12 protein-coding genes are annotated in these 20,694 nt (G+C 45.4%); 3 read left to right on the forward strand and 9 right to left on the reverse strand.

Translation table 11 applies throughout. The features are described from left to right. Positions 1-122: 122 nt before the first annotated feature. The 3 genes from mgtA to C7R73_RS05915 form a co-directional block, all read right to left on the reverse strand. Positions 123-2,672 (reverse strand): magnesium-translocating P-type ATPase, encoded by a 2,550-nt coding sequence (mgtA, locus tag C7R73_RS05905; RefSeq protein ID WP_106449600.1) that lies wholly within the window; start codon positions 2,670-2,672, stop codon positions 123-125. Positions 2,673-2,998: 326 nt separating this feature from the next. Continuing rightward, positions 2,999-11,755 (reverse strand): glycoside hydrolase family 94 protein, encoded by an 8,757-nt coding sequence (locus C7R73_RS05910; protein WP_106449601.1) that lies wholly within the window; start codon positions 11,753-11,755, stop codon positions 2,999-3,001. A gap of 253 nt (positions 11,756-12,008) precedes the next feature. Next, entirely contained in the window at positions 12,009-12,155 is a 147-nt protein-coding gene (locus tag C7R73_RS05915) for a lmo0937 family membrane protein (RefSeq protein WP_106449602.1), read from the reverse strand. 451 nt (positions 12,156-12,606) lie between these two features. Between C7R73_RS05915 and C7R73_RS05920 the strand changes: the two genes are divergently transcribed. After that, positions 12,607-13,524 carry an FAD:protein FMN transferase gene (locus C7R73_RS05920; protein ID WP_106449603.1) on the forward strand — a complete coding sequence of 306 codons (918 nt, stop codon included), beginning with the start codon at positions 12,607-12,609 and terminating at the stop codon, positions 13,522-13,524. A 4-nt stretch (positions 13,525-13,528) separates the two neighbouring features. Further along, positions 13,529-15,172 (forward strand): FMN-binding protein, encoded by a 1,644-nt coding sequence (locus C7R73_RS05925; protein ID WP_106449604.1) that lies wholly within the window; start codon positions 13,529-13,531, stop codon positions 15,170-15,172. Positions 15,173-15,261: 89 nt separating this feature from the next. Here the strand turns inward: C7R73_RS05925 and C7R73_RS05930 are convergent, their stop codons facing one another. Then, positions 15,262-15,702, reverse strand: coding sequence for an OsmC family protein (locus C7R73_RS05930; RefSeq protein WP_106449605.1), 441 nt, complete (start codon positions 15,700-15,702; stop codon positions 15,262-15,264). 230 nt (positions 15,703-15,932) lie between these two features. On the opposite strand from C7R73_RS05930, the gene C7R73_RS05935 reads away from it, so the two are divergent. Continuing rightward, positions 15,933-16,553, forward strand: coding sequence for a metal-dependent hydrolase (locus C7R73_RS05935; RefSeq protein WP_106449606.1), 621 nt, complete (start codon positions 15,933-15,935; stop codon positions 16,551-16,553). A 293-nt stretch (positions 16,554-16,846) separates the two neighbouring features. On the opposite strand, the gene folE is transcribed toward C7R73_RS05935, so the two are convergent. From folE to C7R73_RS05960, 5 genes are all read right to left on the reverse strand, one after another. Beyond that, positions 16,847-17,443: a GTP cyclohydrolase I FolE gene (gene folE / locus C7R73_RS05940; protein WP_106449607.1), complete on the reverse strand. Its 597-nt coding sequence runs from the start codon at positions 17,441-17,443 to the stop codon at positions 16,847-16,849. A gap of 3 nt (positions 17,444-17,446) precedes the next feature. Next, complete coding sequence (queE, locus tag C7R73_RS05945; protein WP_106449608.1) at positions 17,447-18,112, reverse strand: putative 7-carboxy-7-deazaguanine synthase QueE; 666 nt, start codon at positions 18,110-18,112, stop codon at positions 17,447-17,449. Then, positions 18,113-18,544: a 6-carboxytetrahydropterin synthase QueD gene (queD, locus tag C7R73_RS05950; protein WP_106449609.1), complete on the reverse strand. Its 432-nt coding sequence runs from the start codon at positions 18,542-18,544 to the stop codon at positions 18,113-18,115. A 324-nt stretch (positions 18,545-18,868) separates the two neighbouring features. Beyond that, positions 18,869-19,198, reverse strand: coding sequence for a DUF2500 domain-containing protein (locus C7R73_RS05955; protein ID WP_106449610.1), 330 nt, complete (start codon positions 19,196-19,198; stop codon positions 18,869-18,871). A gap of 116 nt (positions 19,199-19,314) precedes the next feature. Continuing rightward, positions 19,315-20,694, reverse strand: coding sequence for a glycoside hydrolase family 1 protein (locus C7R73_RS05960; protein ID WP_161525873.1), 1,380 nt, complete (start codon positions 20,692-20,694; stop codon positions 19,315-19,317).

Below are 20,694 nucleotides of genomic sequence, written 5' to 3' on the forward strand. Positions count from 1 at the left end.
TTCTTTTGATTACAAAAATTCATTTTGCATTGCTGCCCGCTCATTTTTTCGTATCCTTCATGTACAAGCGGATATTTGCGATGATCTGGATAATGAATAAGCCCAAGCGGAAGCCGCTCTACTTATCTGCGCACTTTCTTTTGATCCGATTGCGCCTTTGCTTTATAAAAATAATGCTTGGCTATTTCTGTGAGGATCACATACAGAGCCAGGATGAGGAACAACGACAGCAACAACAGTGGCTGGATCGGCTCAATGCCTAGGTATTGATGGAACGGCAGGTACGGGATCAGCAAAGTGATTATGCCCACAACGATGGATGAATACAGCAAGATTGGGGCGGGTTTGCTCCTATAGAACCGCTTATGCGTGCGCATAACCAACAACACAAGCAATTCCGTGAGTACTGAAAAAATGAACCAGCTGCTCTGGAACAGGCCGTGCTTGGCATCAAATCCGATGAACAGCAGGGCAAACGTCAAGTAATCAAAAACCGAACTGACCAGCCCGAAGACAAACATAAAGTCGCGGATAAAATGGATATCCCACCTGAGCGGCTTTTCAACTGTTTCCTTATCCACACTATCATTGGCGATGGTTATCGCAGGGAAATCGCTCAAGAAATTGATCAAAAGAATTTGTTTAGGAAGCAGCGGCAGGAACGGCAGGAATAAAGACGCCCCCGCCATGCTGAACATATTTCCGAAATTGGCGCTGGTGGTGACCTGGATGTATTTGAGCGTGTTGGCAAAGGTTGTCCTTCCCAGCACAATACCGCGGCTCAGCACTTCCAGATTTTTTTCCATCAAAACGAAATCAGCGGATTCCTTAGCCACATCAACGGCATTGTCCACTGATAGGCTGACGTCTGCGGCGTGCAGCGCCGGCACATCATTGATGCCATCACCCATATAGCCCACCACATGATTTTTCTTTTTCAGTGCGAGGATAATCCGTTCCTTCTGGTTGGGATCCACTTCGGCGAACACCGTAGTGGATTCAATTTTAGCCCACAAGGCTTCGTCGCTCAGCTTCATCAGTTCCGAACCGGTCAGAACGCCCGTGACGTTCAGCCCTACCGCCTCGGCAGTGTGCAAGGCGATCAACTTATTATCCCCGGTAATTATTCGCAGACTGACCCCTTTACGCTCCAAGTCGAAAATGGTTTGCGAAACGTCCCCTTTAGGATGGTCAAACAGGAGCAGAAAACCCATCAGAACCATATTCTTTTCGTCTTCAACCACATATTTCCCCTGCATGGGCACCGTCTTTTTGGCGACCGCAATGATGCGGATCCCTTGGCCGCTCCACTCTTCGTAAAGCTGTTGGATGCCGGACTGAATCTGTCCATCCATTGCCTTTTCGGAACCAGCGATTTCAACCCGCGTGCAGATGGTTAGCACACTGTTCAAGGCCCCTTTCACGATCAGTGTGCACTGGCCGTCCTCCTGAACAATGACGCTCAGGCGTTCACGGTTGAAATCAAAAGGGATTTCCCCCTGCTTTTTGACGGTGCTGATATCCACATTTTTGGATGCGCTGATGGCCTCGTCCAGCGTATTTGCCATACCGGTCTGCAAGCTTGCGTTCAAATAGGCCAGGCGGAACACTTCATCGGAAGGCTGCCCGGAAACATCTGCCGCACCATCAAGGCGGATGTTCCCCTCCGTCAAGGTGCCAGTTTTATCGGTGCAGAGGATATCCATGCTTCCGAAGTTTTCGATTGCAGTCAAACGGCGGACGATTACTCCCTCCTTCGCCATGATGCGGGATCCTTTCGAAAGGGTGATGCTGATGATTGCCGGCAAAAGCTGCGGCGTGATCCCAACTGCAAGGGCAACCGAGAAAAGCAGGGCTTCAATGGCTGGCCTGTTCATGATGACGTTGATCGCGAAAACGACAAGGGTAAGGACAAGCATGATTTCAGTCAATAAATAACCGAATCGTCGCACACCACGTTCAAATTCCGTTTCCGGCGGGCGCAAAGAAAGCTTATCGGCGATTTGCCCGAATTCGGTACTTGCTCCCGTTTCCACAACCAACATCGTGGCATTTCCGCTCTGTACACTCGTGCCCGTGTAGACACAGTTGGTGCGTTCCTCCAGACTGGCGTCTGCACTGACCTTGTCCGGCTTCTTTTCGGAAGGTTGGGATTCTCCGGTGAGGATGGACTGGTTGACGAATAAATTCGTGCTTTCCAGAATCAAGCCGTCTGCGACAATGAGGCTGCCGGTTGAAAGTTTGATGATATCGCCCGGGACTACCTCTTTTGATGCAATCTCGATTGGCTTGCCATCGCGAAGGACGACTGATTTTGCCTGCACTTTTGCCCGGAGCTCCGCAATGACATTTCCCGCGGTATATTCCTGATAAAAACTGAGAGTCGCACTCGCCAAGATGATGGCTAGGATAATCATCGCATCGATCCATTCCCCTGTTGCAGCCGATATTCCGGTTGCAACAAGCAGAATGAGGATGATAGGATTTTTGAACTGGCTGAGGAGGGCCTTAAGCTGCGTATTTTTTTTCTGTTCTTTTAGCGTATTTTGTCCGTGCTGTTTCAACCTTACTGCTGCTTCCTCAGCAGCCAGACCGTTTGTGTTGGATTGTACAGCTTGAAGCACCTCTTCAGGAGTCTCACTCCAAAATTTTATGCCCTCTTTTTCTTGCATAAAAAGCCCTTCTTTCCCGAATCGAAATACCGCAATCACTATCTTCAGCAGCCATCAAGACGCTAAGCAACAAACAATTTTCTTTAACCCTATTATAACGCAACCCCTGCTGAATATTGAAAGATTATCCGCGCTTTCATCGTATGTCAAATTGAGTTTGATGAAGGAATACGACTGCCTTAGGTGACATGAAGCTGAATGATGAGGTAGTGGAGGTAATCACCGCTAAATGTAAAAAATTGGCTGATGAGGAGTCCGAGTTGAACCGAACTCCTCATCAGCCAATAAGCTACTTGATCAAAATATCGAACAAAAATCCGTTTTACCTATTTTCCCATCAATACTTCAATATCGTGCACTTTCCCATCATTAACCAATTCCAAAATGTTGCCTTCTCGGGTATCGCTTCCTTCTCCTATCGTCTTCACTCCCTTATTGACGCCTTCCGGATTTTTGACCGTTATGTTATAGATGGACTCAAAATATTTGTACCTTATCGTGTATTCTGGCCATTTTTGAGGGATGCATGGATCGATTAACAGCTTATTCCCGAGTTTTTGGAACCCCAATATAGATTCTAACCCAGCCTTGTACATCCATCCTCCCGATCCTGTATACCACGTCCACCCGCCTCGCCCAGAATGAGGGGGGACAGCATAAACATCAGCAGCCATCACATACGGCTCAACTTTATATGTAGAACATTCCCTCTGGTTCCTTGAATTATTAATGGGATTAATGAGCTCATACAGCTCATGAGCCTTGTCTCCGTCGCCAAGTTTGGCGAATGCAATGATGACCCATGCGGCTGCGTGCGTGTACTGCCCGCCATTTTCACGGACACCTGGACTGTACCCCTTAATATACCCGGGCTCCATTTCGCTGGTGTCAAAGGGTGGAGCAAGAAGTTTAATCACCCCGTCTTCTCTGATGATGAGATAATCTTCAACCGATTTCATCGCCTGTCTGACTCTTTCCGGATTTCCCGCTTCAGAAAGGATCGCCCAAGTTTGAGCAATTGAATCAATCTTACCTTCGCTATTTTCTGCCGAACCCAGAGGCATGCCATTGTCAAAATAGGCTCTGATATACCAGTTGCCATCCCAAGCGGACCGCTCAATAGATTCAGTGATCTGATTCATTATATTGAAGTATTTTTCTGAAAGTTCTGATTCTCCCATCTCAATGCATACTGGAATGATTTTTTTAAGCACAGTTACCAAAAACCAGCCCAGCCATACACTCTCCCCTGCCCCTTTATTCCCAACCATATTCATACCGTCATTCCAATCACCTGAACCCATTAAAGGAAGTCCGTGATTTCCAAATTTCAAGCTTTTCTCTATGGCTGCGATACAATGTCCAAATAATGTAGCAGACCTATTCGAAATGGAAGGAATTCCATATTTCTCCTGTTCCCCATTTTCAAGCAAGTCGCTTTCCAGATACGGCAATTCCGATTTTAATATTCCTTTATCCCCCGTTATGTTCACATATTCCATGGTCACATAAGGAAGCCAAAGAAGATCATCACTGAATCGGGTACGAATACCTTTCCCGCTGGGCTCATGCCACCAGTGTTGTACATCCCCTTCCACAAACTGATGCGTTGCATGAAGAAGAATCTGTTTTTTCGCAATTTCAGGGTTTATGTGAACGACAGCTAAAGAATCTTGAAGCTGATCTCTGAACCCATACGCACCGCTGGACTGATAAAATGCCGAACGCGCCCAAAGTCGGCAGGAAAGGGTTTGGTATTGAAGCCACCCATTCAGCATAAGATCCATTGACATATCAGGGGTCGTAACCTGAATCCCTTCAAGTTTTTCTTTCCAGGATTCTTTTACAACTGTCAGCGCCCGATACGATTCCTGAACATTCCTGTATTTATTCGTAAGTTGATCCACATCATTAGTTGTTTCAGCTGCACCAAAAGTGAGTACGATATCCTTTTCCTCCATTGGATTCAGTGAAACAGTGACTTGCATAGCCGCACACGGATCAAAACCAATTCCAACCGTTCCCGTAAGCTTTTCTTTTCTCAGGGATTCAGGATTGGCTAGACTCCCTGAGCCAATAAACTCTACCCTGTTTCCTGTGACACTTTTGTTTTCCAAGGAAATGTCCATGAAAACAATTCCTGCTTTATATTCTTCATTGTAAGGATTTTCCATCAACAGGACCCCGGCTGCGTTTGAGCTTGTTTTTATGTGCATCGCGGTAACTTGGTCTGTTACACCCATAACCGGTCTCACATAGTAGATCAGAGATAGGCTTCTCTGTTCGTTGGATGAATTCGAAAGTGTTAAAATGCTGATTTTAATGCTTTCTTCTACAGGAACAAATTGGACTAATTTTTGCTCAATTCCGTGGCTGGCATGCCTAAATTCTGTATAACCAAACCCGTGGCTTATTTCATAGGCTTCTTTTCCCCTGATAGGTGACGCTGTTACTGTCCATGATTCTCCTGTATCATCATCTCTGAGATACAAAACCTCACCCGGATTGTCACTGACTGGATCATTGGACCATGTGGACAGCTTGTTTTCGCGGCTGTTTCCGTACCAAGTATACCCTGCTCCAGATTCAGAGACGGTAAAACCAAACTTGGGATTTGAAATCACATTAATCCAAGGAGCAGGGGTAGTTTGGTCTTTTTCAATTCGAATGACATACTCCTTGCCATCTTCAGTGAATCCGCCTAATCCATTTGGATAAAGTAGCTCAGGCACTTCAGAAGCAGGACTGGCATATGCGCTGATTGCTTTGGCATAGGTTCTTGCTTTTTGCGTTTCCGATTCCCTTCCACTTATTTCTTCCAACTGTTCACTCAAGTTCCCGCCATCGCCTTTTATGATTATCCTAGCCACGGCATACAGCAGATGGACTTCCTCCAGACTTGCTTTGCTTTTGTCGACTATATAGGTTCCCCCTGATTTCCCTACCAATTGATGGATATGGCTTGAATTTAAGGTCTCGATGATAGAAGTATGCAGCGGGAGGTTATAACTGTTAACTTCCTCACATAGTATTATCAAATCTACCTTTAACTTTTTGTACATCCAATACTCATGAGCTTTCAAAATTTGATCGAGCAGCCTAATCCCATCGGTACTGTTTATGACCAACAATACAACCGGATCATCTCCGGAAATGCCGAAGCGCCATAGTGAAGACTGCCCCAATGTGTTCTTTTCGATCAATTCCTGGAATTTCCTTCGGGAAGGACCGCTGAACAAGATGCTTGCTGTCATATTTTGGTAAATTTCCAGTTGAGAAGGCGCTATGTCCAGGTAAGCTGCTTCGAGGTGCCCGCTTGTGTGAGCTAGAGTGAACCCCCGGTCGATGAATTCATTCTGGGAATATTTCTCTATTAAGATCAACAACTCTTCTCTGGTTTCGCTGAATGCAGTGACATAGGATATCTGCAAGGACTTTCCTGGAAGTATTCTTCCTTTCAGTCTCATGCTCATGACGGGATCGAGCACAGTTCCGTCCGTACCTGAAAGAAGGTGGTCATCATCCATGGCTGCCGGGGATCCTAAATCACGGTTTCGTCCGATAAACTGCATCCTGTCTGTTTCGAATTGCATGTCCCCCATGGTTTCCCCTTCAACCACGGCAAAATTAGCAGTCCATATTTTTTTATCAGAGGAAGACCTTGGCCGATTGGTGGCAATGATGCCATTGATATCTTTAAGAATCTCTGTTTCCTTGAAAAGTTTATAAAATGCAGGGTGCGCAATATCTTCATTTTGTGTGGTCATTACGGCTTCAAAATAGCTTGTCACTTCAATATCACACGAGCTGTCTCCGGCATTTCCCAAAGTCATTTTCCTGATTTCAACATTTTCCTTCGGAACAACGATAACTTCAGTTTGCGTATGGATATCTCCATCCGTTCGTTTGAAAACGGCTTTGTCGTTTGTATAAACCACTTCATATTTTTCAGGGATTTTGTACAGCGGTGCATAAGCTGAGGACCACACTTTATTTGTGGCTACATTTTTGATATAGAAAAACATTCCGTACTTGTCCGCTGCATTGTCCTCTCTCCATCTCGTGATCGCTATGTCGTTACAGCTACTGTATCCGGTCCCTCTATCCGTGATCATAACGGAATAGTTACCATTTGAGAGAAGATGGACTTTCGGTAAAACAGGATCAGCAGTCTTGAAGGTCCTTGTAAGCCTGCTGTCTTTGTACACTTTATTTTTGTCAATTTGAATTTTCACTGTTTTCGCTTTCAAATTAAAGTTATAAACAGCAGATGGAACCGGCTCCTGAAGTAAAAATCGAGAAGCATACATGGCAGGATTTTCGAAAAAACGTTTTTGCATGATAAAACCATGCAAAAAATTGTTGATGGCCATGAACCCCATACCTTGATGATGCGCCATGAATTCCCGGATAATACTTCTCTTATCGTCAATCACCAGTCTGTCGGGTGTGTAATCAGCTGCTTCATAAAAACCGTAAGCTCCTTCCAGCCCTTCCTCCTTAAGATATGCGATGTTTTGGGCTGCACTTTCAGGATCAATCTGGAGTGCCAACAATGTTGAATAGGGGGATACCACAGTATCTTCCATCAAGCCTCTTTTTAAACCGAGCCAAGGCACACCGAAAGCCTTATACTGATAGCTTAAATTCACATCCGTGTCATTAAAGCCGGATTCGGATATTCCCCAAGGTATTTCATTCTGTTTGCCGTATTTTTTCTGGCTACGAATGACAAAATTATAGGTTTCATCCAGCATCGTATTTTTGTAGCTCTTCATGATCAAAACCGGCATAAGATATTCAAACATTGTCCCAGACCAGGATGCTAGCCCCTTATATCCGTCATCCACTGTTAAAGATCGGCTTAATTTGAGCCAATGTTCAAGAGGAATTTCATCTCTGGCTATGCTTATATAGCTTGCCTGGCGTGCCTCTGAAGCAAGCAGATCATAGTAAGAATCGGTTAGTTCCCCTACCTCGAGATCAAAGCCAATAGAGAATAATTGTTTTTTCTCGTCAAACAATGGTAAAAATTTTGTGTTATCTGAGAGAGAATCCACCCTGCGAATCAACTCTTCATAATCCGATAAAAAGCTGCTTACAGCATTAGAGGATACAGCCAAGCGTTGTTGCAATTCAGAAAGGAAAACTAGGTCTGCAGGGCATTCTTTTTCAAGCTGCGCCATGCCAAACATCATTTTCCCGATGATAGCTTCCGCATGAGCATAAACATCCGGCAAATCCTCTAAAATCGGGTTGTTCTTCAAAAGAGCAGTAATCTCTTCAATGTCAACTTTGTAATCTGAGAAGCAACCAGCAGAAAGACTCTCCGGAAGTTTTTCAATCAAATCAATAGCTGGCATAAACGCTAGACGCTCATCATTGAACGTCACTAACATTTCTTTGATTTTATTTCTCCAAGGCTCACTTTTGATGCCATCAAATTTATCGCTTATTGAAAAACCCCTCACAATCCTGTTCCATGAGAACATGTCGATTGATTGAATTTGTTCAAATCCAAGCGATTGATAAATAGCCATTCCATCTTCTCCACCATTGTACAGGGTATCCCTGATTCCCTTTAGAAATTGCAGGTCAGTTAGCGGCATCTTAAGATACCCCTTTAAACCTTCAGACAAAGTTATCAAATAGCCTACTAAATTACCGCTGTCGGCAGTGGAAATATATTTGGGCAGCAACGGTCGCAATGATTTCGTATCATACCAGTTATACAAATGCCCATTCCATTTTTCCATTTTTTCAATCGAGGTGATTGTATTTGAGAGCTTCTCTTTCATTTCTTTTGTTCCGATGTATCCAAAATCCCGGGCTGTAAGGATAGCCATCAATCCCAGGCTGATGTTGGTTGGTGAGGTTCTGTGAGCAATGCCGTTAGGGGAATCTTCTTGATAGTTGTCCGGGGCAAGATAGTTGTTCTCAGCATTTGCAAATTCCTCAAAATAGCACCAGGTTTTCCTTGCGATCCTGCTGATTTCGAAAAGCTGGTCTTTGGTGAGGGTGCATGGCTTTTCTGACTTTTTCTGACTGATCGCATAGGCTATATAAGGCGCACTCAACGACAGAACAAAAAACAGGAAGCTAAAAACAATTGCTTCCGAATGAAAGGATAACGCCAAAAGAAAAACGGCCAGTCCTATCCAGATTGAAGACTGCATTTCCCGTATATAGCTTTTTAATGAATTGTTGTTTTTCCTTTCCTCAGCTGCCGAAGTTACCCATTCAAGCAAATCTTTTTTTGTTATGAAAACACGCCAGAGCGTAACCAATACTGCACGTACTATCAAATAGGACTGGTAAGGTAAAAAAATGAGTTTCAGGGCTGCCTGGTAAAAGGTTGCTTTGATTCCCCCAATTGTCGGCAAGTACTTTTTTGTCCTTATGCGCTGGCTATGCCGGTTAGACTTCAAATATCTTGTTGTGCTTCCCAATACATTGGAAATAAGGTACACCGCCAAGGTCAGCACATACAAACCTATCCAATACATTTTGCTGCCTGGCAGTACGGTCAGCGCTAGGGTAAGCAAAGCAATCAGGCTTGGCGCTACCAGACTTCTTCTCAGGTTGTCCATCATTTTCCATCTTGATAATGCTGAAAGGTGGTTTTTACCGAAGATAAACGGAAGCAACTGCCAGTCGCCTCTGACCCAACGGTACTCCCTCTTAACAAAGGAATTGTATGTTGCGGGAAATGAATCCACTAACCTCACATCTGAAACAAGTGCCGCCCTCAAATAAGATCCTTCCAGAAGGTCGTGGCTCAAGATGGCATTTTCAGGGAAAGTGTCTTTCAAAAGGGTTTGGAACACCTCCAAATCATATATTCCTTTTCCTGTAAATATACCTTCACCAAAAATATCCTGGTAGATGTCGAATTCAGCTTCAGCATAGGGATCTGCATATTTTTGCCCAGTAAATATTCTCGAGAAGAAAGTGGCGTTGGTGCTTTCCATTTCAACATCAATTTTAGGCTGCAGAATGCCGTATCCTTCCGTTACAATCCCTTTCTCTTTATCAATTGCAGGTCTGTTCAAAGGATGTGCCATTATGCCTATCATTTTTTTTGCAGCATCCATAGGCAGTATGGTATCACTATCCAGAGTAATCACATATTTAATCTTTTTAGAGGTTGGAAAAACTGGCGAAGCATAAACAATCGACGTTTCTTTCGAACCAAGGATCATATCGTTAAATTCAAGCAATGCGCCCCTTTTTCTTTCCCAACCAATCCATTTATTATTCTCTTTACTGAAGTATCTGTTTCTATGGAAAAAATAAAACCTTTCAGTTGTGGGATCGCTATATTTCAGATTCAGCTCTTTTATGCCATTTATTGCCTTTTCAATTATCTTCGAATCATCTGCTTCAACTGGAGAGTCCCCATCTCTAAAACACCCCAATAACGCAAAATATAAATAATTTTCCTTATTTAACAGATAATGTCTTTCCAGATTTCCCAGGAGTTCTTCAACCCTTTTCTCATCAGGAAGAATTGCCGGCACAACAATAATCGTCCCCATATCTTCAGGTATTCCATCTTTCAATTCCAGTTTTGGGAAAAATGCAGGCCCAAGCCGGCTGCCGAAGAAATGATTTGCTGCACATAACGCTATTTCTGAAGAAGGTATCAAAACTGCCAAACCAGCAATGACTGCAATCAGAATTGTGTTTTGTGATGCATTTGAAACTGCATACCGAACCGTTGCCCAAATAATTGTCACCAACATTAAACTCGTTGTGGCGAAGTATAGCAGCCCTAAATTTTTCTTGACCATCTTCCTTATTTTGGGAATTATTTTGTTGCTTCCACCTAGCTTTTCGCCTAAAATTTCTGTCCCTTTGCCGATCAGATAGTAGCCCACATGATTGGTTCTCTCAAATCCGCTGCTTTCAACATCTGAATCTTTCAATTCTGGATAAGCCTTTTTAGTTAGTTCAATCGCTTCTTTCGCTAGATATGTTTCTGAAACACCATAAATGGCTGAAAGTTCCTCCACTTTTCCTTTATAATAATTTCTTGTGGCTATATCCATCAATGGATAAATTTCTGCAGGATCCTCTTTCAGTATTTTCCCGACAAAGCTGATTTCCTCAAAAATAGTTGCCCATTCCAAGGTTGAAAAATATTTAAGACTGGTTATATAATTTCCCATTGAGACTGTATTTGATGATTGGAACTCATTTTCCTTGCGGATGGATTTCTCAATGGTTGTTCCCTGCTTTTCAAGGGTTTCTTCAATGACATTTAAACAATCGGTGTAATTTTTTCCCGATTTTCTGAGATGATATAACAAATGTTCTATAAATAAAAAATTGGTTTCATCAAATTCTTTTATGCTTATTCTGACTGAATCACATATTCCAACCATGTCCTCGCCATTGTTCCATCTTTCAAATATCTCTTCGGCTCTGTGTCGCTGGTTCTGCGTTTCTTGGATATCCTCGCAGATATGCCGTATATTCTCAATCAGCGCAATTTTCATCACGACAGGTATTGCCCATATCTCTCTGTCAAAAAGAATGTTCTCTTGCTGGTAAACCTTCATATATTTCAATAAATTATCTTCATTAATTTTGCCGTCCGTATGGGTCACCAGCTCCATTATCAACGCAAATATTCGTGGATAACTTTTGAAATCTCCGCCCCTCAAATCCGGCAGTTTTGAAAATGTTTTCTTTGATAAACTTCTCCGTAATTCTTCCACCAGTTCTTCAACAAAATAAAAATTGTCAAGCAGCCATTCCGAGACTGGAGAAAACTGTTCATTTAGCTGTACATCTGAACTCAAATCGTTATAAACGGAAAGAATAAAATTATAGTTTTCAGCTAATCTTGGCACAGGCCAATTGGGGATATTGTTCGTCATGAAATTCGAATGCTCATCAGCCAAATCCTTTACATGCATCTCAATTTCTTGCTCATTGAGAGGCACTTTCTTCATCCGAAAGCTGTAAATATTCCTCAATTTTTTCAGTTCTAGGCGAAAGACAATAATTGTAATCAACGCAATTATAAAAAAAACAAAAATTATAACTGCAGTGTAAGCATTTAGATGTATTTCCATTGATTGGCACCTCCCCCAAAAAACTAAAAAAAACAAAAGTGAAACAACCAGAAAAACAAGCCTATTGTCTTATCCGGTCATCACTTTTTCTGAATTATATATTGATCCATATGTTTTTGCTTTAATTGTTAAAAATGCACTCAGCTTTTCAAGATAAAGTCGATTTAATGCATCGGAGTTTACTTTATCCATAAACATCCGCCACGTCCCAAAAAGCAGAGCGCACCGCCCTTCACGCATAAACTGTGAAATCTTATAATTTTTTGCCGCTAACCAACTGCACTACTACCAGAATGACCGCAATCACCAAAAGAATGTGTATTAGCGAACCAGCCGCCGGTAGCAAGGTGAAACCAAGCAACCATAAAACCAATACTACAACTGCAATTGTCCATAACATCTGTCTCACTCCCTTTCGTTAATTTGCTATGACTATGTCAATTCGCTGCCACGCCTCCATATACTTAAGTTCCGGCGAGCAGAGAAGTTGTCCCTATAGCAATTACTCACCTCATTAAAAGTAAGCGTTTACAATTACTTCCAAAGGAATTATCCCTAAAAATTTTTTGTTTACATCCTTTTTATAGCCTATAGTCATTTTACCACTAATTATTAATTTTGCATAAAAATAATGTTTTGTTGGAACATGTCAATAGTTTCTCGGCAACGCCCTTAAAGCAACACCAAAACTATGTTGGTTCCGATATTCATTTTTTGAATGTTTTTCTACTGTTATAAAGAACCCTGCTCCATTTTTCCCGCAAATTTACGTCTTTTTTTCGGGGAATCGTCATTCTCAGAGGCATACAATAAATACATACGAAAGAAAATTCAAAAGAAATGGTGATTCCATGCAGATTTCGTTCCAAGCTTTCGGTACCTACAACCAGATTATGATAGAGGAGGATTGCTTGCCGCTGTTGGAAGATTGCCGGGCCTTGTGCGAAGCCATTGAAGCCAAATTTTCAGCCTTCCAGCCCACAAGTGCAATTGCCAAAATATCAGCGCAAGCCGGTATCCGGCCCGTCGCAATCGATGAAGAAACGTTTTTCATGTTAAAAAGAGCACAAGATTTTTCGAACCTTTCCAAAGGAGTGTTTGACATCACCATCCGCCCCGCAACCGCGCTTTGGGGAATCGGTAAAAAGGGGCATTTCGTGCCTGACAGTCAGAATCTTGATCAGCTCCATGAACTTGTCGATTACAAAGGCCTCATCCTGGACCAGAAAAACGGCACAGCCATGCTTCAGAAGGCCGGCCAGCAGATCGACCTGGGCGGCATCGCGAAAGGGTATGCCGCCGATAAGGCCAGAGACCACCTCGTTCAAAATGGCTGCAGTTCCGCCCTGATCAATTTCGGCGGCAACATCGCTACGATTGGAGAAAAACAAAACGGTGACCATTGGCAGATTGGCGTCCAGAATCCATTGGCGAAGCGCGGCGCGTTCATCGGGACAGTCGAGCTGACCAATCAGACGATGGTCACGTCTGGAGTGAACGAACGCTTCTTTATCCGCGATGGGAAAAGGTACCATCATATTTTGGACCCGCGGACTTGCCGCCCGGCCAATTCTTCCTTATTGAGCGTGACGGTCATAGGCAACCGCTCCATCGATATGGATGCCCTGTCGACAGCCCTGTTCGTGCTCGGCCCCGATGAAGGCGCCAAATTGGCTAACCAAACGGGCTGCCACGCCCTGTTCATCTTGACGAACCGGGAGATTTTTGCCACGGAAGGCTTCACTCAAATGCTGAAAAGGAAGGTATGATACCATGGACCCGAAAAGAAAAAATAAACTAAAACGAAAAATGCGCCAGTTCAAAAAAATCAACTTCGTCAGGAGGATTGTTCAGCTCGTCTGCTTCATCCTGTTGCCCGGATTCTTCATCCAGATTTATTCGAGCACAAAAGCCCTGGTGATGGCGCTCCTTGCCGGCAGCATTTCACTGCAGACGAACAGCTACGACCTCGTTGTCGTCCTGTCCGTCTATCCCCTCACCCTCCTGTTCGGCCGCTTCTTTTGCGGATGGATCTGCGCGATGGGCAGCCTCGGAGACTTGCTGACCTCCATCCGCAACGGACTGAAAATCGAGGAACATCAAATCGGGGAATCCACAGACAGCAAACTGAAGCTGGTCAAATACATTCTCCTGCTTTTCTCCATCATTTTCGTTTGGGTTCTCCAGATCGTCGCCATTCAACAAGGACTCAATCCTTTGGACGCCTTTGGGGTTTTGGTTTCTCTGGAAAACTTGGATCTGCTGTTCACATCTTTCCTGATTGCGACAGTCCTTTTGATCGGCATTTTGGTTGCTTCCTTCTTCGTTCCGCGATTCTTCTGCCGCTACTTATGCCCGACAGGCGCAATCCTCAGCCTGATATCCCTGCCGCGCATGCTGACGATGAAGAAGCCCAGAGAGAATTGCCGCAACTGCAGCCTTTGCACGCAAAACTGCCCCATGTCCATCCCGCTTTACAAAACGGATAAATCCCGCTCCGGCGAATGCATCGAGTGCGGCCAATGCGTGACCGGCTGCCCGATGAAAAACTGCAATATGCAATTTTTAGGGTTGGAATTGAACAGTAAGACTCTGGGAGCCGTAGCGGCGACAAGCATCGTCGGGCTGAATTATCTCGGGACGATTACCGTGAGCCCGATGGACTTCGAATCCGCTCAAGCGACAACGACGATTGCCGATGCTGCCACACAGCCTTCCACTGAAAAAAACAGCGGCCAGTATCAGGACGGCACTTACGAAGGCAGCGCGCGCGGGTTCAAAGGGTTGATCACGGTTTCGGTCACAGTTGAAAATGGACTGATAACCGCCATCGAGGATGTTTCTAACAACGATACACCTTCATTCTTCGAAAGATGTTGGAGTGTGATCACGGGCGACATCATCCAAGCGCAAAGTACCGATGTGGATGCCGTTACGGGTGCCACCTACAGCAGCGTAGGGATCATGGATGCAGTCGCCGATGCCCTTTCCGGACAAACAGCCACAGCCTCCACAGCAAGCGAATCGACTAAAGCTGATACCAGTGCCAGCGAGGAATCGGCTGCATACAGTTCAGAGGAGAGCGCATCAAGCAGCGTTGCCGAAGGGCAGTATGCGGATGGCGTCTATACAGGCAGCGGAACCGGCTTCCGCGGCGAAACGATTGTTGAAGTGACCGTCCAAAACGGACAGATAACCGACATCACTGAAACCTCCAAACAGGACGATGACCAATTTTTCTACCGCGCCTGGACCACCGTCATCGAGGAAATCCTCGCCGCCCAAGCAGTCGAAGTCGATGCCGTATCGGGCGCGACCTTCAGCAGCAACAGCATCATGGAAGCCGTCTCCGATGCACTCGGGTTGGCTTTCGAAAATCCGAACAGTTCGCTGCCAAGCGGACACGGCGGACACTAGGATTCTGCATTATCGCTTGATAGTTTAAAAAAGTGCCCCGATCGATGCAAATTTGCGCATCGATTGGGGCACTTTTCCGTTTAATTTGTTCAAATGATTGTGGTATCAAAGCTGATGCTGGCAGGATTGATCAAGGTATCGCCGACTGGGCAATGCGATTCCACAAATTCCACGAAATGGCTGATTTCCTCTTCGGTATTATCGGCTTTGACGTGGTATGTCGCATGAATGTCAGTGAATCCGATTTTGACATTCTCATCGCCCAAGAATCCGTCCGTGTTCAGGTTTCCGCTCACCTCAACTTCAAGTTCATGAAGTTTGATGCCGAGCTTTTCCGCAAACATTCTTCCGGCGATGGCTTTGCAGCTGCCCAATCCGGCAAGCAATGCCTCCACCGGGCTCAATCCGATGTCCGTACCTCCGAATGCTTCCGGCTCATCCAGCACGATGGACTTGCCCCTGGCTTTGTTGATCACCTGGTAATTTTCGTGCAAACTGGTCGATGTCACTTTGAATAATTGATTTGGCATATCTGTTCCCCCTGTTTATTAAAATTTGATAAGAAAAGAGTACCATCTTACTTACTTTTTGGATAACACGCAAAATCGAACAAGCTTGATAGCTAAAACAGAACATCCGTTGTCGGATCGTGAATCATCTGATCGCGCAAGGTTTTTGTTTCTTTTTGGTCCTGAATCGGATATGATAACAACGGTAGGAACAAACGTTCTTACTTATTTTATTTTTGAAAGGATTCAACATGACTGGAAAAACACACGTAGCGATTGGGACTGCCGCCAGCTTGCTGGTTACGCAACCCTCCACGCTGAAAGAACTATTTATCTGTCTGGGCGTAGCGATCGTCGGGTCCGTCATCAGCGACATCGATGTCAGCACCTCAGAATCCCATCAGACACTGGACTGGATTCTTGGTTTGATCCTGGCGGTATCGGTCCTGTTGGCCTTCGCGGAGTCCAGATGGTCGCTCGGGATCTTCGCCGCCATCCTGAACGACAGCTCCTACTCGCGGATCTTTTTCGGGACCGTCATTTTCTTGGGTATCTGCATCTTCGGAAAGGAACAACCGCATCGGTCGTTTCTTCACTCCATACTCGGACTGGCCTTGTTGAGCCTGGCGGTCTATATTCTGTCTCCGCTTTTGGTCCCTTATTTTGCGGTTGCGATGGCGTCACATATCGCGATCGACATGCTGAACCATAAGCGCGTGAAGCTATTCTATCCGCTGCCCGGCGGCATCCGCCTCGGCTTGTGCAGCGCGGATGGCATCGTGAACGCTTGGTTGTTCAGAATCGGCAGTCTGATGGTCATCATCGAAACGTTACTGCTGTTCGGCAGAATGGGATTAGCATTCATTTCATAGCGGAAAAACAAAATAACACAAGTGTCCTGGCTACGTATTGCCAGGACACTTGTGTTTTTGTTTCATGATTGGCTGAATTACTCCGTCCTCCGGTGAGAGCAGCCTTGGACGGAGTTGGGATCTTGATTATCTCGTTCTTCTCCTGTCAAACGGTCTTCGCAGGATTTGAAGTCGGCTATCGTTGTTGTCCTCCGGTGATAGAACCCTCGCCGGAGATCAGGACGCGTTCAGCCGTCCGCCCCTCTATCCTCCGTTCAACCACCCATCACCAATTAACCTCATCCAAACTGATTCTAACTATCTTTCGTATAGAGCATCATCAGCTTATTGTTCAGCATCGGATCGGTATTGAAGCGTCCGCGCAACGTGGTTGTGATGGTTTTCGCGCCCGGTTTCTGGATGCCACGCGTGGTCATGCAGCCGTGCTCGCCTTGGATAATGACGGCCACATCTTCCGATTCGGTGATCTTCTGCAGGATTTCCGCGATGTCGCTGCCGATTCTTTCCTGAAGCTGCAGCCTTCGTCCCGCCATATCGGCAATCCGGGCAATTTTGCTTAAGCCGATGACTTTTTGTTTGGGAACATAGGCCACGGCCACCTTCATATTGTACATCAATGCCATATGGTGCTCACAGTGGCTGAATATTTCGATGTCCTTCATGAAGACCAAGTCATTTTCGGCATTTCCCAAGGCCAAGTCATCCTCAAAAGTGGTGTTCAGCATTTCAGCGATTTCGTCGTTCGTGTAGCACATCCCTTTGTAGACGTCCTCGTACATTTTGGCAACACGTTTCGGCGTATCCTTGAGGCCCTCTCTTGTGGGATCGTCGCCCAAGGCAATCAGGATACCTCTTATATGCTCTTCGATCGCTTGTACGTCAATTGCCATATCTTAAACCCCTCTCTCATTCGGATCCCAAATGATTTTGTGGAGCTGCACCTGCATGTTGACCCCGTTCATCTGGTTGTCCTTCATGAAATCAACGATGCTTTCCAGCTCAATATCACCAAACACCGGACTGATAAAAATGCTGGTTTTTTCGGTAAGTTTGTATTTGTTGATCAATTCACGGGCTTTCTCCAAGTCCGCCATGCTTCCCGATACAAATTTGACCGTATCCTTCTCAGTCAGATGATTGAAATTTTCCAACGCCATCATCCGCTCCATCCCGCTGGAAGGAAGCTTGTAGTCCATCGTGAAGCTCGGCGGGTTTTCCAAATCCGAAAATTTACTCAACAACACGCTGCCGTTCGTCTCGATTTCGACATAGAGTTCCGGATCCTGCGACAGCAACTCCAGAAGTGCTCCCATGTCCTGCTGCAGCAGTGGCTCTCCCCCGGTCAGGGTAACATTCGTGACTTGCGTTTCCTTGATGTAGGCATAAACTTCCTCGGCCGTCATCGGATCAAATGCGACTTTTCTGTCGTTTGCCCAAGCGGTATCGCAATAGCCACAGTTCAGATTGCAACCCGCGAAGCGGATGAAGGTCGCCAATTGCCCGCACCTACGGCCTTCTCCATTGATGCTGACGAATTTTTCAACTACCTGCAATACCATTTATCTTACCCCGCTTTCTTCATAAGAGGCGCTGTTTGTCGGTGTTTCATAAACGGTCGCCCGCTTCACATCATAGCCCAAGCCAGCCATCGTTCTGTAGAAATGAGCGGCAAAATTTTCGGCTGTCGGACGGGATGGGAATTCGATGACGACAAAACCATCTTCCTTGATGCATTCCAGCGTTTTTTCCCGCATGGTCCCCTGCTCGATGATCAGCGCGTGGTCTAAGTGATCCACGGCAGCCTTCAGGTCCTTTTTCAAATCCCCGAAATCCACTACCATTCCGTCCAGTTGGCCGGATGCGACCAATTCTTCCGCTTGAACCTCGATTTCGACCCGCCATCTGTGGCCGTGGATGTTTGCGCATTTGCCTTCATAACCAGCAAGAAAATGAGCGCTGTCGAAGCTGTGTTCTGTTTTTAAAATATACATCTGTTTGTTTTTCCCCCTAAAGATGACCTGCAGCAGCGCCACTCTTCAGGCGCTGCTGCCGTTCTGCCGATCCGTCGTTCCAGAACTTTCATTGTCTTAAATGGCCTCGAAATATGCATAGCATTTATATTTTTTGGCACAAAAAAAGGGCACACTATGCCCATCAACAAACGACCGCTTCAAATAAGCTGCAGTCAGGTCCTAGTTTTATTTTGAGACAGGATGGTTTCGAACTGTCTTATTCTGTTTTTTTATACTAATACAGACTACTACAGGAAAAATGGATAGTCAAGTTGCCCCGCAACAAAATAAGACGAAGTCAGCTCAAATCCGTTCAAATTGTCTGAACCATTTTCTTTTGTATGTCAGCCGCCCATAATCTCCGATGAAATATTTCCGGTATACTCCTCTGCCGACACGGAAAGTGATGCGTTCGCCACCGTCCGCTTCGAAGGTCAACACATAGGTTGTTGTCGTCATCAATGAATCGCCGTTCATGTGACTCGCGTTCTCCGTATCTTTCCCGATCAATTTGGCTTTTTCGGTAACCTCCACGGCGGTCAGATTCAAGACCCAATTAAAGACCAGATACCCAAACGCTGCTATAATTCCGATGCTAGCCAAAATCATAACCAACTCAAGATCCTCGCCCATGTTCCATCACACTCCTTGTAAAAATAATATCACTCTTTGATGGAATATTATAATTTTCTTACACCAAAAAGGCCGGGAAGATTCCACATGGAAATCTTCTCGGTCTTTTGCATTTATCATTTGTTACAATCACTGATTAATTTCTGATACCAGTAATAACTGTCTTTCTTATAGCGTTTCAGATCCTTGAGGTCATCGTCCGTGCGGTCGACGTAGACCAATCCGTACCGTTTCGCGAACCCTTCCCTTCCGCTCAGGGAATCCAGGAACGACCAGGGCGAGTAGCCCAAAAGCGGGATGCCTTCTTCCACTGCCTGGAAGCATTGATCCAGATGCTCCTTCAGGTAGCCGATCCGGATTTCGTCATGGATGCGGCCATCTTCCTCCAGGGTATCACTGTTCGCATACCCGTTTTCTGTTATCATCAGAGGCAGACTATAGCGTTGCCATAATTTATAGATGGAGAGCCTCAAACCGGTCGGATCCGTTCCGAAGATCATCCACTCCGATTTGGCACCTTCCGGATTCGGTACAATCCGGTACTGATCCGATCGGAAAAACGGCGGCATATTGCTGTCATCCTTACCCGAGTAAGCCTCGGCGCAAAGGCTAAAGTAATAATTGATACAGATCCAGTCCGCACTCTCCGACTGCAACAGCAACTCGTCTTCCTCACGCGTTTGAGGGTAAAGCCCTTGTTTTTTAAGCATGTGCGCAATGCGTGCCGGAATACTGCCGCGGACCGAAAGATCCAATAGCGTGAAGCTCAACAATTCCTCCGCCGTCATCGCGGCTTCGACATCAGCCGGAGCTGCAGAAGCCGGATAAATATTATCAAATGCTGAAGCAGGCCCGATCATTCCACCAGGAACCTTTTCATGGCACCATTTGAAGGCCAATTTTTCGGCAAGCGCCATATGGTACATGATCTGATAGTTTGCCCGTTCATAAGCTTTTTCCTCAAGGTCTCGGATGCCATTGAAATCCTTCGAATACATCACCATCAAAGGCTCATTGATGCTGATCCAGTACTTGACCTTGTCGCCGAATGCTTCGAATAAGGCTTTGGCATACTTTTCGTAGGCGTAAATCGTATCCCTTCCCAGCCATCCGCCATATCGGTCCACCAATTTCTGCGGCAGGTCAAAATGATAGATTGTGACGACCGGCTCGATTTTGTATTCGAGCAAGCGATCGATGACTCTCATGTAAAAATCCAAGCCTTCCTGATTCAATTCACCTTCGCCATCCGGGAAGATCCGCGTCCAGGAAATCGAGAAACGGTAGGAGTTTACCCCCAGTTCGCGCAGCAGTTCGATGTCCTCTTCCCAGTGATTATAGAAATCACTCGCTACACTGGTGTCGGCGATGCCCGGTCTGACAAAACGGGTATCAACGGTCGATAATCCTTTGCCACCTGTTTGGACTGCGCCTTCGATTTGGAAAGCCGAGCTGGAAACGCCGAACATAAAATTCTTCAAGTCTGTATTTTTCAT

Source organism: Trichococcus alkaliphilus (genome assembly GCF_003008695.1).
GTDB classification, from domain to species: Bacteria; Bacillota; Bacilli; order Lactobacillales; family Aerococcaceae; genus Trichococcus; species Trichococcus alkaliphilus.

What these genes read in the sequence shown, in the direction of transcription:
- mgtA (WP_106449600.1), bottom strand. Translation starts at nt 2,672, where the DNA reads ATGCAAGAAAAAGAGGGCATAAAATTTTGGAGTGAGACTCCTGAAGAG.
- C7R73_RS05910 (WP_106449601.1), bottom strand. Translation starts at nt 11,755, where the DNA reads ATGGAAATACATCTAAATGCTTACACTGCAGTTATAATTTTTGTTTTT.
- C7R73_RS05915 (WP_106449602.1), bottom strand. Translation starts at nt 12,155, where the DNA reads ATGTTATGGACAATTGCAGTTGTAGTATTGGTTTTATGGTTGCTTGGT.
- C7R73_RS05920 (WP_106449603.1), top strand. Translation starts at nt 12,607, where the DNA reads ATGCAGATTTCGTTCCAAGCTTTCGGTACCTACAACCAGATTATGATA.
- C7R73_RS05925 (WP_106449604.1), top strand. Translation starts at nt 13,529, where the DNA reads ATGGACCCGAAAAGAAAAAATAAACTAAAACGAAAAATGCGCCAGTTC.
- C7R73_RS05930 (WP_106449605.1), bottom strand. Translation starts at nt 15,702, where the DNA reads ATGCCAAATCAATTATTCAAAGTGACATCGACCAGTTTGCACGAAAAT.
- C7R73_RS05935 (WP_106449606.1), top strand. Translation starts at nt 15,933, where the DNA reads ATGACTGGAAAAACACACGTAGCGATTGGGACTGCCGCCAGCTTGCTG.
- folE (WP_106449607.1), bottom strand. Translation starts at nt 17,443, where the DNA reads ATGGCAATTGACGTACAAGCGATCGAAGAGCATATAAGAGGTATCCTG.
- queE (WP_106449608.1), bottom strand. Translation starts at nt 18,112, where the DNA reads ATGGTATTGCAGGTAGTTGAAAAATTCGTCAGCATCAATGGAGAAGGC.
- queD (WP_106449609.1), bottom strand. Translation starts at nt 18,544, where the DNA reads ATGTATATTTTAAAAACAGAACACAGCTTCGACAGCGCTCATTTTCTT.
- C7R73_RS05955 (WP_106449610.1), bottom strand. Translation starts at nt 19,198, where the DNA reads ATGGGCGAGGATCTTGAGTTGGTTATGATTTTGGCTAGCATCGGAATT.
- C7R73_RS05960 (WP_161525873.1), bottom strand. Translation starts at nt 20,694, where the DNA reads ATGAAAAATACAGACTTGAAGAATTTTATGTTCGGCGTTTCCAGCTCG.